A 15,515-nucleotide genomic window follows, 5' to 3' on the forward strand; every position below is an offset into this window, starting at 1 on the left:
ATTATTGGGCCAATGATTGTTTAAATGATCAGTGTGCACTTAAACAGAAAACCTAGGCTAAGAATTTTATTATGAGTAAACGCAAACAACGAAAAAGGTCTCTTCCCACAAAATATAGCGATTTTGTAATAACTTCTCCAATTTCACATCCGCAGACTCAAGCTGAAACACCAAAAAAAAGAAAGAGCCAAATTTCATTTTTTTCAGAAAACAGCAATAAGAAAAGTAGAGCTATGGAGGGTATTAGCCACAAGGTGAAAGAACGCTCTTCTATCCAGAAAATTCTTACAACCCTAGGATTAAAAGAGGAGATGTCTACGGATACTTATATTTCCTCTCCTTTAGACAATCCTGATTGGGTCACTGTCCGTAAAGTTGCGTTATTAACCAGTATTAATGGGCGTGGATTATTTGCGACGCGTGATATTCCCAAAGGAACGTGTGTGGGTCTTTATACCGGAGAGGAGTATTCACCGGAAGGCTTTGAAGCATATCTACAAGGAAATGCTGAAGCGAATGGGAATTACGCTATGGTGATTGGAGGAAAGGTAATTGATGCAAGTACGAAAGGAAATTACACGCGTTATATTAATTTTTCAGATACCCAAGCGAATGTGAGGTTTATAGCCGGTCAATCACAGCATAAGAAAGTCGTAAAAGTAATGACAACGGCGGATATTAAGGCCGGTCAGCAGTTTTTAGTGGATTATAATGTTTACGATGAAAACACATCGAAACACTTTTATTTTCTTAACCCTAGTGATGATTGGCGATCGACAGAAGACTTGTATTCCACGTATCCCTATCAAACAGTTAAATCGCCTAGAAACATGCCCGCACTGAACGTAAAAAATGGGGATAGCTTGCTCGCAACCCCTATAGGAGAGGCGATTTTAGAAAATAAATTGTTATCGACAATGGACACACCCTATAAGCCTGAAGAAATCAATCTTCCTTATCTTAAAAAACAACACAGATCTCTTCTTAGTTTCGAGCAAACAGATGTGTTCACTCCGCTGATGCTTGCTTGCTATTTTGGCCAATTTGAAAACGTTCAATGGCTTATCAATAGCGGGGCCTGTATCAATCAGCAACAACATCATTCAGGTAACTGCCCCTTATTTTTTGCTTTACTTGGTTACTCTACTCATGAGGATAAAAGCTCGTTTGTAAAAATAATAAATCTATTAATCAATAACAAGGCAAATCTTTTGGTGCATGATCGCACTGACAAAACTTTTTTGCATAGGGCTATATCCACTTTGAGCAAAAAAGACTTTAAAGCGGTGATGGATTCAATTAAAGGGCACGAAGGAGTTGATTTTTATGAGCTTTTCTCTTATATCGATGAAAATAGTGATGATATTTTAGTATTTTGCCTCAGACAGAAGCTATTTGACCACGCTAAAATTTTATTACGCACTTACCCCGCTTATTTTAAAGAGTATTATATGAGTGGAACTGGTGAGGATAAGTCTTTTAATAGAGAGTCCTTCATGAATGCGACAAAAAATTACTCTTCTCATGAGCGAGAAATGCTTTTCAGATTGCTAAAAGACCAATTTAAAACGGCAAAGCCAGAATTATTTACTGAATTAGGGTTGCTTTGCCCCATAGAGGAAGACATCAAGAATAGCCTAACTCCAATGATGATGTAAGTTTCAGATTTTAAGAAAATATTGCACTGTTTTCCATGGGTTATCACCTTCTTTTTGATTCGTTACCAATTCATAGTTGGTTCTGGGAGAAAGTGGCGGCTGTTGCAACGATGGTATCTTTTATGATCTTGCTGTTGCCTTCTATAATGCGATTTAAAGCGAAAGTAAAACAATAAGTTACAGGATCGTTTGTCAGACTTAATCTTCAGGAATGTCCTCGGATAGCCCACTTAACGTTTGGGCGTTATTGTAATTCTTGAAGTATGAGAAGGGAATTTCTAAATGATTAAAATAGTCTCAGGTGGCCAGACTGGAGTTGATCAAGCGGCACTTTCTATTGCCAAACAAAGGGGAATTCCTTTGGGAGGATGGGTTCCAAAAGGGGGAGTGGATGAAAATGGTGTTTGTGTGTATAAGCAATATCCTTTTTTGAACGAAACTGTGACGGCAGACCCGCAAGAGAGGACTAAATTGAATATTCGGGATTCTGATGGGACTTTAGTTATCGTACCAACCTGGCCATTGTCTACAAAAATAAAAGACGGTACTTACCTTACCATCACAGAGTCTCAGCATCAAAACAAGCCTTATTTGATCATTAGATTGGATAAAAGGGAAAATGCGATAGAGCAATTTAGAGAATGGTTGGCAGAACACCACGTTTCCGTACTCAACATTGCTGGTCCTCGCGAGTCAAGTTGTCCTGGAATAAACAAACAAGCCTATGAATTTTTACAAGAAGCGTTGGAGTTGCTTAAACCAGCGTTTTAAGTGTAAGTAATAGGCTTTTGTGAATAAAATAGGTTTGTTAGTGAAACCAATCAAATGTTGGGCCAAGGCCAATAATATTTGACTTAAACAAGAGATACTAGCTCATTAACCCACTGCACTAATGGGTGGGGAAGTTAGAATTAGGTTCACCGGTCAGCACTGTATAAGGATTTGTCATTTTAGCGAAAAAAGGTCTTGTTCTCTTTTTAGGTGTTTCAAGTTGGCTTTGCGTGTCCAAAGTTGTGAAATCCTGATTTTCTTGCATTGTGGTTGTGGAAGAAGCGCTAGCAAAAAAAGTAGCTTTCGGGCTACATGAATAAGAATTGGATTTTGTGGTTTGGGTTGAATGTTGTTGGTATGTTGCGAGAAATTGCGCACAATTAATATTAACAAAAAAACTAATAGGATCAATTTCAGTATACTTCTCTTGAGGAATTAGTCTTTTTCCTCTCGAAATACCCGCTCTTCCATTGTTATGTTTCACTAAGCCTAGACAAGCTACTACACATAGATCTTTTGGAAAATCAGTCTCGCTTTCGAGAAATGCTTTTTGAAGAGCTAAGATAAAATGTTCAGCGTAACTTAATTTTTTTATCGCTTCATCGGCTTGATCTTTAATACGATCGCGTAGTTTCAGTCTTTCGCAAGATTGAGGTAATACGCCGGATAAGCAGGAATATAAATTAATGCGTTTGATGGAGGGAAATTGAATTAATGCTTCATTCACCCGTTTGACGATCGGGGCATCTTCATCATCTCGAAACCCAGACATGGCCATATCTTCCCAAGCGCTATGACCAACTTTAGTTAGGCACGAGGGGTTCCTTAAATTGTTTGGAAATCCTGTTTCATTGAGTGAGGCTATGGTTGCCCCCTTTAACTCCCTTTTTTTGACCCAATTTTTTTCGAAATTGTCATCGCTCTCACCCATTAAAACAATTTCTTGTTCCATTTCGGTGTTTGGAATATCAATAATTCCCATCTATTTTTCCATTCGTTTTCCATGGCAAAAAATTATCTCATTTATGATAAAAAATATCCATGATTTTCTAAGGATATTACAAAGAATTATTGCAGAGAAAGAATGCTGATGTTTTCTCAAAAATATATTGCTTTTTTCGCTGACAAATCAAACTAATTATAAGAAAAATTTTCAGTTAAAACTGTATAGATGTTGTTGGATTTAGTTTGGCTAGATTCAAAGAAGTTAGGAGCCCAGTGAATGCTTAATCCATTTCCTGTCTCCATCGCTTGAGACGCTGGACTTTCAGAAGGGGATTTTCCAAATGTCTTTGGATCCATAATTACTCTAGATAAAGGATACTGAGTAGTTGCTATTGCGGTTGCAAGACAACTCTGATAAGTTGCAAGAAATTGGCTGCAATTTATTTGAACCAATCCTGTTTGGTAATCGGCTATGAGGTAATTTTCTGCAGGAATTTCTCTTTTATTTTTTGAGATAGCTAGTCTACCATTGTTATGTTTCACATCGCCTAAGCAGGCTACTACCCATAGATTCTCTGGGAATGGTGATCCTTTTGCACGAAATGCTTTTCCCAATTCTAGAATGAAATGCTCTGCAAAGCTTAGAGAACCAGCATTTTCGCTTTTTCTAATGGTATCTTTCTTATGAATACGTTCACTCAAAGGTTTCTCAGCAGAGGAGAGTGGTAATAAACCAGACTTGCAAGAGTATAAATTTATTCTTGTGATAGAAGGAAAGCAGAGTAATGTTTTAACAAATTCATTAATAATAACTGCCTCTTGGTTACCACAAAATCGAATCATGGCCATGTTTTTTTCATCATAATATCCATGACCTATTTTGGTTAAGCAATTAGGCGTTGCGGACGGCGGAATAAATGATTGACTATTCACAAGTTGAACTGCTAAAGAGCCTTTTTTTTCTCTTTTCTTTGCCCAGTTTATTTCAAAATTGTCATTAAAAATGTCTTCTCCAACCAGGATGATTTCTTGATTGCTTTCTTCGTAACTTATGTCTTTAATGCTCATGTAACGTGCTTTTAAATAAAAATTTAATCACATTATTCCACAGTTTTATTAACAGAATATTAAAAGAATATTTGCTTAATATAATTGAGTTTTCGTAGCGTCGATGCCGCTAATAACAACTTAATAGTATTTAGTAACTAAGCAAATTGTGTCTCACTCACAGCGTCGACCCGGTCAGGATAAAAAGCAATGTACTCTTTGATTGGTTCTACGGCTGTATAAGGGGTTTCGTATGACCAAGCAGCCGTTTCTCGCTTCTGCCCATTGGCTGAGATAGTGTAATAAGAACAATTCCCTTTGTACGGACAGTAGGTTTTTTGAGCCTGTCGTTGCAGTAATGCCATGTTCACATTTTGACGAGGGATATAGTGAACAGGAGGATAATCGGCTTCGCGTAAAGTTAAAGCATTATAAGTATCAGCAACGACTTTCCCACCAACAATAACCATAATGCGATTTGGATTTTTCTCGATGGTTATAGGATGATCAGCTCCTGGTGTTTTAATTGGTTTATTTTCCATGGTATATCCCAAAATTTTCTTTCTCTAAGTATAGTGCTCTTTAATGTGGAAAATTACACCGGCGGTATCTATTCTTTAACTATCCCAATAAAAAGGAAAAGGGCATTATGCGTAATCACCTATTTTATAAGCCAATAATTGGTATAAGTTTTACCTTCCTTTCTATTTCAGCCTTTGCCGATGGAACGCCAAAAGAAATTTGGATGCGGGATCTTAAAGAATTGGCACCCGAGATAATCTGCAAGAGTTTCATTGAAGATTCTGATTTAAATAAACAAATGAAAGCTGCAAAGATTAGCTATGACAAGTGTTTGACGTTAGTCCCCACAAGTTTCGACAAGTGCCATGCCAAATATGATTCTCAAATTCCTGCCATTATCACAAAGGAAGAGGCTGAAAAATGGGGGAACAACATAGGGATGTGCATCGGGGGAGAATTCACAGTGAATTATTTATTAATTCCTCAATAATAGACTCTCTAACTAAAGGGAAGCTTAGTAAGGACCTGCTCTAAGTGACTAATAATAGACTTCTATTTTTGTTCGGACTATACTCCTGCAATCTAAAAAAAGGGTTTGATTGATTTTTAATGAATAGATCAGTTGTCATACATCAAACAGCTGATGTGCAATCACAAACGATTGGCGAAGGCACACGGATTTGGCAATTTGTTGTTATTTTGCCTCAGGCTAAAATCGGTTCTGAGGTTAATATTTGCTCTCATTGTTTTATTGAAAACGATGTAATCATTGGTGATCGAGTAACAATTAAATCGGGTGTTCAGCTGTGGGATGGTCTTCGCATTGAGCAAGACGTATTTATTGGTCCAAATGTAACCTTTACAAACGATAAATTCCCACGCTCTAAGCAATATCCAGATAAATTTTTGCAAACGCATATTAAAAAAGGCGCTTCAATAGGGGCCGGTGCAGTGATTTTGCCAGGTATTACAATTGGTGAAGGGGCAATGATAGGCGCTGGGGCGATTGTGACTAAATCAGTTCCTCCTTATAGCGTTGTGATAGGTGTTGCCAGCAGGATTGTTGATCATGTCGCTGTAACGGTAGATTCAGCTCTTTCTTAGCATCGGGTGGTTCAAAGCGCAAACTCATTAAATGGTGTAGGTTAGCTTACTCATTTAAAAAAACAAAAATTCGCGGTGATCATCAGTCGATGAATTTGGACAAAAGGATAGTAGTCTAATGATTCTAGTAACTGGAGGATGTGGGTTCATAGGCGCTAATTTTATATTGAATTGGTTAAATGCGCATGATGAGCCTGTTCTTAATGTCGATGCATTAACTTATGCCGCTAATCCCGATAATTTATCGACCGTAATAAAAAAAGATAAGCGCTATCTATTTGTATGCGGTAGTATTGCAAATAGAGCACTAATTACACAATTATTGGCTAATTATCAGCCACGGGCCATTATTAATTTTGCAGCTGAAAGTCACGTGGATCGATCAATTCATACGCCAGAAAAATTTATCAAAACAAATATAGAAGGCACCTTCCAGCTGCTAGAAGCAGTCCGAGAATACTGGCTAAAACTTAGATCTGACGCGAAAGCGAAATTTCGATTTTTGCACATATCAACGGATGAAGTATACGGTTCTTTAAACACGGGAGACTCAGCCTTCACTGAAAAAAAAAATTATGAGCCAAACAGTCCCTATGCTGCGAGCAAAGCGGCGAGTGATCATTTAGTTCGGGCTTGGCATCACACCTATGGAATCCCGGTTCTTACTACTAATTGTTCTAATAATTACGGCCCATTTCAATTCCCAGAAAAACTTATTCCTTTGATGATCACGAATGCATTGGCTGGAAAGCCCTTACCTTTATACGGTGATGGGAAAAATATTCGTGATTGGTTATATGTGATTGATCATTGCCGAGCCCTCGAATGTGTATTGGCATTGGGACAAATTGGCTCTACCTATAATATTGGCGGCCATAACGAAATGACGAATTTAGAAATTGTTAACACCATTTGTCAATTATTAGATGAATTTCAACCTACTGGCAGAGGAAGTTATCAACGCTTAATTACGTTTATCGCTGATCGACCAGGACACGATAAACGTTATGCCATTAATACACAGAAAATTGAAAACGAATTGGGTTGGAAACCTGTGGAAACATTTGCTAGCGGAATACGTAAAACAGTAGAGTGGTATCTAAGCAACACGCAATGGCTGAATAACGTGGTTTCCGGCCATTACCAAGAGTGGTTCCAAAGGCATTATGCTTATCAACAGAAAGAAGTGAGCCTATGAAAAGAAAAGGAATTATTTTAGCAGGAGGGGCAGGGACACGTTTATACCCTGCAACACTGTCTATTTCCAAACAATTAATGCCCATTTTTGATAAGCCAATGATTTATTATCCATTAACCACCTTAATGTTAGCAGGTATTCAAGAGATCTTAGTGATTTCCACGCCTCGTGATCTTCCTGGCTTTCGTGAGCTCATGGGTGATGGAATGCAGTGGGGATTAAATTTAAGTTATGCAACACAGCCCTCGCCCGATGGTTTGGCACAGGCTTTCATCATCGCCAAAGCCTTTTTAAATGGCTCATCTTGTTCGTTAGTACTTGGTGATAATATCTTTTATGGTCATAACTTAAAGGCTATTTTGCTGCAGGCCCAAGAAATCGAGCTTGGGGCCAGTATCTTTGCCTACCCGGTTCATGATCCTGAACGTTACGGTGTGGTAGAATTCGATAAAAATGGCCAAGCATTAAGCATTGAAGAAAAACCTAAAAATCCTAAATCCCGTTACGCAGTAACCGGATTGTATTTTTATGATCCGCATGTGGTTGAAATTGCTGAATCGATTAAACCTTCACCACGCGGAGAGCTCGAAATTTCTGATGTTAATAGTCGTTATTTGGAAGCTGGGTTGCTTAAAGTTAAAATCATGGGGCGAGGTTATACATGGCTTGATACGGGAACCCATGAAGCGATGTTGGAAGCTTCTCACTTTATTTCTACGATTGAGCGACGACAAGGATTTAAAATTGCGTGCCCGGAAGAAATCGCTTGGCGACAAAAATGGATAAATGATAAACAATTAGAAGCAGCAGGTAGCCGACTAGCCAAATCAGGATACGGACAATACCTTTTAGGTTTACTGAATGACTCAGGATTTAGCACGGGTTGGTGAGTAAACCATCAAAAGAGCTCATTGCTAAGAGGAGCTCAAGCGGTAGGAAATGAGTGAATGCTAGATATTAATTTTATTGGGTGCGGAAAAGTAGGGAAAACGCTTGGGCGATTAATAACAATGCACCAGCTAGGCAATGTGAAAGACGTAGTAACGACCTCTTTGAAAAGTGCAGAGGCTGCTGTTGAATTTATTGGTGCAGGTAAAGGCTGCACTAATTATAGTGAGCTTTCTCCAGCGGATATTTACTTTATTACGACGCAAGATGATCAGATCGAAATGGCCTGTAATGAATTGCTAGCCGAAGCTAAAATAAAAGAAGGAGCGATTTTTATTCATTGCAGCGGTTCTTTATCTTCAGAGGCACTTAGAGAGGTAGGGCAGATTCGTTGTTATGCATTCAGTGTGCATCCAGTGAAAAGTTTTGCGAATCCGAAATTAAGTGCTGAGCATTTCTCGGGTACCTATTGTGGTTATGAAGGCGATGAAGTTGCTTTTCCTGTTTTGCATCGATTATTTGCGGGTATGGGTGCAATCTTATTTCCTGTGACTAAGGCGCAGAAAGCCATTTATCATGCGGCTGGTGTCATTGCTAATAATTACTTGGTGGGTCTTCATCATGTTGCGAGCGAATGCTATCAGTTTGCAGGAGTAGACGAAAAAATAGCTTATCAAATTACTTCCATGCTCATGCAGGATGCATTGCAAAATTTACAGCAATTTGATCATAAAAAAGCGCTTACAGGACCTTTGCAAAGAGGAGATATCGATACCATTAGAAGACATCTTTCTCAGCTCATTACTTTACCTCAAATCAATGCCGTATATACTTCATTGGGTAAGGCAATTATTCCAATCACTGAGCATACCAATCCCTTTAAAGAAACACTTACCGCCCTTTTTCAGGGAGAAAATGATTGATAACTCAAGTCAACGATTCTCTTGTAAAATCCTCTGCTCTCAAAAGAGGATTTGTTTTATAAAATTGGCACAAGGCATTGCGGAATAGTGTTGCTCGCTCGGGTAATCCCTTGTCACAATAAATGAGCACTTGTTGATAAATAGCTTCTTTAAATCCATTTGGATTTGATTCTATGCCATTCAAATTATCAAGGCTTACTCGAAAGCGATAGCCGGTAGCCACTGAAAGAATCCATTCCAATGCTTGTGGTTTCACCTCTACACGTTCAAAGTGTTTTTGTTGTTCAGCATTTCTTCCGTCCGGTTCATACCAATAACCAAAGTCGATTTGTCTTCGGCGTGCTTCTCCTGCAATTAACCAATGAGCGCATTCATGGAGAGCACTGCTGAAAAAACCGTGGGCAAAAAAGAGCGTGTGATACGGCCGATTTTCATCCGCAGGAAGATACAGGGGTTCATCCTCTCCTTTTACCAATACAGTGTTGTATGTTTTAGCGAAGCAATCATTAAAAACGGTAATTAAATCTTGGTATTGGTGCACAACAATTACTCTGAAATAACTATAAGCGTGTAAATATAATGCAACCCTCTCGCTGTTCCTAGGTTTTTTTAATCTCAATAGTGATTCTTAGAAAATTAACCGTAATTATTTGAGAGGGATTTCATTCATTAACGAGTCAACATTGAATTATTTGTGGAATTTAGGTAAAACTAGTCAACTGTTTGGGTTCAGGGGAACCGCTTTGAAACAAGTTCATTTTTATAATACGAATCGGGCAATAACAGTGGGCAATATTTTTTGTATCGGACGAAATTATTGCGATCACATCGCAGAATTGAAAAACAAATCGGAAAGTACGCCACTGGTTTTTTTAAAACCCACCTCTGCTCTGAATACCGAAAGTCGAATCCACTTACCTGCATTTTCCAAGGAAATTGATTATGAAACTGAGCTGGTGTTGTTAATTGGCCAAGCTGCAAAACAAATTAAACCCGAAGAGGCATTGTCATGCATCGCGGGTTATGCCGTTGGGCTTGACCTGACCGCCCGGGATCTGCAAACTCAAGCGAAAGAAAGACGTTGGCCTTGGGCTTTAGCAAAAGGATTTGACTATGCTGCTTGCGTATCGCAATTTGTACCCGCAGAAGAAATTGCAAAGCCGCACCAGCTTGAATTTGCAATGAAATTAAACGGAGAAATACGGCAACAGGGTTATGCTCAGCAAATGATATTTGATATTCCTTACCTTATTCATTATTTAAGTTCGATGTTTACACTTCAGACAGGCGATTTAATTTTTACGGGCACCCCAGGAGGGGTAGGACGATTGCACCCAGGTGATCGGATAGAAATTGATTTAGCGGATAAACTCAATGCCACTTTCATGGTTTCAGAATTAAGCCAGGCAAGTAACGAGTAGCCCATGCTATTTCTTACTCCTACGTCCGGGACGTAGAGGAATGGGGCGATTGCGGTACTAAAAACTAGCTAGTGCAGGCGTTTCGATTATCTCTGGGGAAATCGAAGTTAAATGGTGACTTGCTACTTGGGCAAGTTCGGTTAATGCTTCGGCTTCATCACTAAAGCGAGTGCGTTCTCGATGTGAGGCATGCGCAAATTTATGCGCTGCTACAGCAGAAAGCATCACGGGTGAAATAATCGTGCCTGAAGTAGCGCCGGCTGAAAAAATAGTTCCCGTAATGGTAATAATATACAGAGCAATGCTAGCAACAGCTAATAGGCAAGCAATAATGATGTTTCGTTTAATGATTTTTTTAGTTTCATAATCGCCTTGGCTTATTAAAGTCACCAATCGATTCATTGCTTGCAAATTATCAGGGTGTAAGACTACTTCATTTGCAGCGTCAATGCATTCCCGTAATTTACTCATTCGGATAGCCGAAATCCCCGAGGGTGATTGAGAACGAAATAGATCAATGGTTAACTCTTCTGCACTTTGTAATACGGCATTTGCTTGCGGATATAAGAGCGTTTGCTGAGATTGGCGAATACTCTTTCGTAGCGTTTCTAAAGAAGCGAGTAACTGCTCAGATTCATTGCTAAAAAGAGATTTAGCGACACTGTTTTGATAAACTTGATGCAAGAGCTGTTCTCTTCGATTTTCACTATTCTCCTTGTCCTGCCAATCCTCATGTCTTGATTTGGATTTAGCAACTTGAGCTAATTTTTCCATTGAATGGGAGAAAAAGGTATTTTTGACCTCACTCTTTGAGAAGTAATAGAGTTGCCCAAACCCTACTCCTAAGCTTCCACCTTCTGCGCCGATAATCCACAAATGAGACGCTAACGAAATACCGTGACTTATCACCGCCTCAACGATTGCTAAAGTGAGAAGCGCTGCGGACACTAAAATGTGAATAATTGCGTAAGTTGTCTTTTCCTTATCGCAATGAAAGCGTTTATAGTCACTCTCTTCAACCAGTTTCTCCAGTTTTCTTACTTCGGATTTTTTGCCAGGGTTGGCAATGACCTTTGCGGTTTGCTCAAAGCAGACTGTTAATCGTTTCATGCGTTGAACGGAAGGTGTATGCTCACTGAGTAACTCAGCAACTAATTCTTGGCTCGCTAAAAATGCTTGTTCAGCATAGGCATTGATGACTTGATTATCTTGGGCGAGTAGCGTTTCCTTTGCGAAACGATCCAACGACTCAAGCATTGCTTTGGCAGTGAAGCTCACTACTATGTCTTGTTGATGGCGAAGATAAAAGGTGTTGTATAGGGTGGTTATATCCGGGGTAAGATACAAAATATGTGCTTTGTCACTTTCGGTCGGTTGAATATCAATAAGAGTCTTTTGGGGGCGCAACGAAGATAATTTATTGCGCGTAGTGAACTGATTTTCTGCAACTGATATAAACTGCTGAAGGGACTTAGTGATTATCTCACGAGTAGCCAAGCGGCTGCGTGTATAGTGGCTACGAAAGAAGAAAGCCCGACCTGTATTGATACCGTTAACCACTTTGTCAATCGTCGATAGAAAAAAGTGTCTCCAGGAAGGGGGGGCACTTAATTCAAAAGCACCCGAATAGAGCATATTCTCTAAATCGATGAGTGCTTTTGTATGGCCTGGCTCATTGAGAACAGTGGTTATTAAATCGATCCCTTTAATAATATTATTTGCGACTTTAATTCGTTCTGCAACACTGTAATGAGTATTACTCTCTGATATCCCAACGCTTAATATATAGAGACGTGTTAATAACGATAGAGTTGCTTTGTTTAGTAAAGATTCATTGGCATACGATTGTTGTTGAACTCGAGTTTTTAACGACTTTAGTTTATTTGATAAGTCAGAGGGAAAGTTGGGGATTTTACAGGGCTGGAATGAATTTTCAAATTTACTAGCCCATGCTGAGAGTTCTTTTAGTGTAGGCATACAACACTCTGCGGTTGTAGTTAGTTTAACCGCGGCAAATTTCGTTAACTTTTAAGGAGTCAAATTGTATCAAATAATTTGCACCATAGTTATTTTTTGCAAATTTGAAACAAAATTTATTCTCAATGAAGGGGGTGGATAATTTTCACTCGCTTAATTTACTTGCGTATAAGAGAGGGGATGTTGGTAATACAATCCACCTAGAGCTAATCGTTTAAAATAGGGCCATGTCTTCTTTCTCCAAATAGCGCTACTCATTTGATCTGAACTAAAAAGGAGATAATATAGACGATTACTACTCGCTAAATATAAGAGAAAATCATGCCTTCTTTTGATATTGTATCAGAGATTAACAAAGTAGAATTGCGCCACGCAGTTGATAATGCTGTTCGAGAGCTAGGAACTCGATTTGATTTTCGTGGTGTTGAATCCAGTATTGAATTAAATGAATTAACAGTTACTTTGAAATCAGAATCGGATTTTCAGGTCAGACAGCTTGAAGACTTATTCCGCAATCACTGCAGTAAACGCAATGTGGATACTGGTGGTGTTGATATCGAAGATAAGCCTGTTCATAGTGGAAAAACTTTTACTCTATCCATGACTTTTAAACAGGGGATAGATCAGCCCACTGCAAAGGAAATCATTAAACTCATTAAAGACAGCAAATTAAAAGTACAAACCTCCATTATGGGCGATAAAATTCGGGTAACAGGAAAAAAACGTGATGATTTGCAGGACACCATTGCTTTTCTGAAAAAATCCGATATTAAATTGCCACTACAATTTGAGAATTTTCGCGATTGAAACGACTTCATTCTCTAACGTCTTAAAGGTTGGGCCTTAGCCCAACAGCGCTTTGACTTCAAAATTCCATGCAATTTCTTTTTGTAAGCAAAAGATTATTAGAAACCACACCCATGTTGGGCCAAGCCAGCTTATGCGAATTTTGTTATGACATGAGAGCCCATTTACCGAAAGCCGCCGATAGCTAATAACGGCAATTTTTGTATAAGCTAATTTATTTTTGCTCACTGTGCTTGACTAATAAAACGTTTAATTAGATTATTGCCAACTTTTAAATTGGAGGAGAAGCGATGTTTTATAAATATGATAGAAGAGTGGGTGAGCTAGCGCGTATCTTAAAGATTCCTTATGATACGGTAAAAGAGAGGGCACTACGGCAGTTCATTGAAGCAGAGAAAAAGATCTTGGGCTCATTGGATGTACCCACTTCTCGCTCACAAGTACTGGATTTAGCTGAGAAAAAATTAAGAGAAATAGAAAATCCAACCCATAATCAGCTAGATTTCCCTGCAGCAAAAACATTATTTTAATCGAGTGGTGTCGGGGATTGTGCCTTTGGAGAGACAAATGAAAAAAAAATTTCTTCTTGTTTTAACTTTAATGCCTTCATTATTGTTTGCAGATAATATTCAAGTTCCTTATGCGGAATTAGCACCGAGTAAGGATCCTCACTGGGAGCAAATTAAAGCCCCTGATTATGGGACTTGGACTGGATCTCCAATTATTCATCGGGCTGCAGTACCTCATGGTTGGTTAATTACTACGGGATTTCATGATGTGACTACCATTTTTGTTCCCGATGAAAATCATGAGTGGCTAAAGTAATCTCTATTTTCTTCTGTCTAAAAACAGAGAGTAATTATTCCAAAATTCATGTGTATTCTTTTAGGAAACTATCAATCTGATGTTGATGCAAGGAAGCTTTCAAGTCCACAAGAGTTAATAGAGCAGCCCGCTAACTAAACCAGGAAAAAAAACCGCATGCGCGGTTCTTAGGAAAATCCAGCCTGGTAACAGACTTCTGAACGTTATCGGTGGGGCATTCAAGAGATCAGTTCTTTTTTGAAAGCGTTATCGCTGAAACAGTGACTGTGCAGTCAAGAAATCTAGTTTTGGAAGAAAAGACAACATCTAAAAATTTCATGATTTAGTTCATACTCCAACTGGGAGTTTACAGAACATAATCAACGCAAGGAAATACGCCATTAGGGGTTGGAGTCTGAAAGAAGTATCTACCCTAGTAGTAGAAGTTAGATAAAATAGGCGGAAATAATATTTTGGGAACTCGAATAATTTATGTCTTCTAATGCACGAATGTCTCATTCTTATACTGAGTTAAAACAACACATTGTCTTTTGGATCACACGAAACCAACAGAGTACGGACCCATTAATACAGCTTAAAGTGATAGGATTAAACTTAGTGCTGGCATCTGCAGAAAAAGTTCATAAAAATTTAATGAGGTATATGAAGGATAGGGAACAAGATTTAATTAGGATTTTATTGCTAATAAATCAAATTATCGATTGCTCAACTGACGAGCAGAGACTCGGCGCTCTTATAGCAAAAGCACAAGAGCTAACACTTCGTCTCGAGAAACAAGAAAGCTCAAGAAGAACTAAGGATTTCCTTTATGTTTTGTTAGGCATGGTGGTATTTATTGGAGTAATTATAGCCATTACTCTTTGCGCCACGTCTCCTGTGGCATGGATGATTCCCGTGATAATTATTTTAGCCATTTCTTTGTTTCCATTAATGATGGAGATGGCAGCAAGTGATCATCAGGTAAAACTGAATAAGCGACTTGGCTTTTTTTGCAGGTCTTATTCTGCAAGCCAAGATAATTATGATTCGCTGATGCAAGAAAGTAAGGAATTAGCACAAGAAGAACAATCAACAGGATCCGTCTCTTCTCACAGGGAAGAGTCTGGTGGTGAGGCAATTATAAGAATGGCGAGGGCGCATCAAGACAATAACCTATTTGGAATGCAAATATATCCTGTGTTCTAAAGCATATCGTGAGAGTTCTCTAATAGGGTTGTATTATAGGGCATCTTGATTTTTTAATTGTCTACGCAAGGCTAATGCCGCCGATAGCCCTGTTTTTTCTTTCAGACAAAAATCCATTTGCTCAGTGTGTAATGCTCCCAATCAAACCCATCCAGATTCAATTTATCGTTGAATCCGCCGTTTGCACTACTCTAAAAAATCTAGGTTTTATATTTATCAGACCTATTTCATTTTTTATATTCTG

The 15,515-nt window shown here is 38.7% G+C and carries 17 protein-coding genes; 12 read left to right on the top strand and 5 right to left on the bottom strand.

Translation table 11 applies throughout. The features are described from left to right. Positions 1-233: 233 nt before the first annotated feature. Positions 234-1,658 carry a Dot/Icm T4SS effector AnkI/LegAS4 gene (gene ankI / locus B5D33_RS13335; RefSeq protein WP_160158638.1) on the top strand — a complete coding sequence of 475 codons (1,425 nt, stop codon included), beginning with the start codon at positions 234-236 and terminating at the stop codon, positions 1,656-1,658. Positions 1,659-1,940: 282 nt separating this feature from the next. Continuing rightward, positions 1,941-2,429: a putative molybdenum carrier protein gene (locus B5D33_RS13340; RefSeq protein ID WP_058451120.1), complete on the top strand. Its 489-nt coding sequence runs from the start codon at positions 1,941-1,943 to the stop codon at positions 2,427-2,429. A gap of 118 nt (positions 2,430-2,547) precedes the next feature. Here B5D33_RS13340 and B5D33_RS13345 read toward each other — a convergent pair whose 3' ends face one another. From B5D33_RS13345 to B5D33_RS13355, 3 genes are all read right to left on the bottom strand, one after another. After that, positions 2,548-3,411 carry a hypothetical protein gene (locus B5D33_RS13345; protein WP_058451119.1) on the bottom strand — a complete coding sequence of 288 codons (864 nt, stop codon included), beginning with the start codon at positions 3,409-3,411 and terminating at the stop codon, positions 2,548-2,550. A gap of 152 nt (positions 3,412-3,563) precedes the next feature. Beyond that, on the bottom strand, positions 3,564-4,442 hold the full coding sequence (locus B5D33_RS13350; RefSeq protein ID WP_058451118.1) for a hypothetical protein: 879 nt from the start codon (positions 4,440-4,442) through the stop codon (positions 3,564-3,566). A gap of 137 nt (positions 4,443-4,579) precedes the next feature. After that, complete coding sequence (locus B5D33_RS13355) at positions 4,580-4,963, bottom strand: DUF427 domain-containing protein (RefSeq protein ID WP_058451117.1); 384 nt, start codon at positions 4,961-4,963, stop codon at positions 4,580-4,582. 107 nt (positions 4,964-5,070) lie between these two features. On the opposite strand from B5D33_RS13355, the gene B5D33_RS13360 reads away from it, so the two are divergent. The 5 genes from B5D33_RS13360 to B5D33_RS13380 all read left to right on the top strand — a co-directional run bounded on the left by B5D33_RS13360 (position 5,071) and on the right by B5D33_RS13380 (position 9,056). Then, complete coding sequence (locus tag B5D33_RS13360; protein WP_058451116.1) at positions 5,071-5,433, top strand: hypothetical protein; 363 nt, start codon at positions 5,071-5,073, stop codon at positions 5,431-5,433. Between the two features lie 119 nt (positions 5,434-5,552). Continuing rightward, on the top strand, positions 5,553-6,047 hold the full coding sequence (locus B5D33_RS16995; protein WP_058451115.1) for an acyltransferase: 495 nt from the start codon (positions 5,553-5,555) through the stop codon (positions 6,045-6,047). Between the two features lie 118 nt (positions 6,048-6,165). Then, entirely contained in the window at positions 6,166-7,245 is a 1,080-nt protein-coding gene (gene rfbB, locus B5D33_RS13370; RefSeq protein WP_058451114.1) for a dTDP-glucose 4,6-dehydratase, read from the top strand. Next, positions 7,242-8,135, top strand: coding sequence for a glucose-1-phosphate thymidylyltransferase RfbA (rfbA, locus tag B5D33_RS13375; protein ID WP_058451113.1), 894 nt, complete (start codon positions 7,242-7,244; stop codon positions 8,133-8,135). The genes rfbB and rfbA overlap by 4 nt, the downstream gene beginning before the upstream one ends. A 57-nt stretch (positions 8,136-8,192) precedes the next feature. Then, a complete protein-coding gene (locus B5D33_RS13380; protein ID WP_058451112.1) occupies positions 8,193-9,056 on the top strand; it encodes a Rossmann-like and DUF2520 domain-containing protein in 864 nt (287 codons plus the stop codon). A gap of 4 nt (positions 9,057-9,060) precedes the next feature. Here B5D33_RS13380 and B5D33_RS13385 read toward each other — a convergent pair whose 3' ends face one another. Beyond that, entirely contained in the window at positions 9,061-9,597 is a 537-nt protein-coding gene (locus tag B5D33_RS13385) for an elongation factor P hydroxylase (protein WP_058451111.1), read from the bottom strand. Positions 9,598-9,799: 202 nt separating this feature from the next. On the opposite strand from B5D33_RS13385, the gene B5D33_RS13390 reads away from it, so the two are divergent. Next, positions 9,800-10,477, top strand: a complete 678-nt coding sequence (locus tag B5D33_RS13390; protein ID WP_078767466.1) for a fumarylacetoacetate hydrolase family protein — start codon at positions 9,800-9,802, stop codon at positions 10,475-10,477. 57 nt (positions 10,478-10,534) lie between these two features. Here B5D33_RS13390 and B5D33_RS13395 read toward each other — a convergent pair whose 3' ends face one another. Then, on the bottom strand, positions 10,535-12,454 hold the full coding sequence (locus tag B5D33_RS13395) for a hypothetical protein (protein WP_058451110.1): 1,920 nt from the start codon (positions 12,452-12,454) through the stop codon (positions 10,535-10,537). A 321-nt stretch (positions 12,455-12,775) separates the two neighbouring features. Here B5D33_RS13395 and B5D33_RS13400 point away from each other — a divergent pair, with 321 nt between their 5' ends. From B5D33_RS13400 to B5D33_RS13415, 4 genes are all read left to right on the top strand, one after another. Further along, positions 12,776-13,261: a YajQ family cyclic di-GMP-binding protein gene (locus B5D33_RS13400; protein ID WP_058451109.1), complete on the top strand. Its 486-nt coding sequence runs from the start codon at positions 12,776-12,778 to the stop codon at positions 13,259-13,261. A gap of 290 nt (positions 13,262-13,551) precedes the next feature. Next, positions 13,552-13,791 carry a hypothetical protein gene (locus B5D33_RS13405; RefSeq protein WP_058451108.1) on the top strand — a complete coding sequence of 80 codons (240 nt, stop codon included), beginning with the start codon at positions 13,552-13,554 and terminating at the stop codon, positions 13,789-13,791. A gap of 37 nt (positions 13,792-13,828) precedes the next feature. Beyond that, entirely contained in the window at positions 13,829-14,086 is a 258-nt protein-coding gene (locus B5D33_RS13410) for a hypothetical protein (RefSeq protein ID WP_058451107.1), read from the top strand. Positions 14,087-14,557: 471 nt separating this feature from the next. Then, positions 14,558-15,271 carry a hypothetical protein gene (locus B5D33_RS13415; protein WP_058451106.1) on the top strand — a complete coding sequence of 238 codons (714 nt, stop codon included), beginning with the start codon at positions 14,558-14,560 and terminating at the stop codon, positions 15,269-15,271. The last annotated feature ends 244 nt before the right edge of the window (positions 15,272-15,515 follow it).

This window comes from Legionella maceachernii (assembly GCF_900167045.1).
GTDB lineage: Bacteria > Pseudomonadota > Gammaproteobacteria > Legionellales > Legionellaceae > Tatlockia > Tatlockia maceachernii.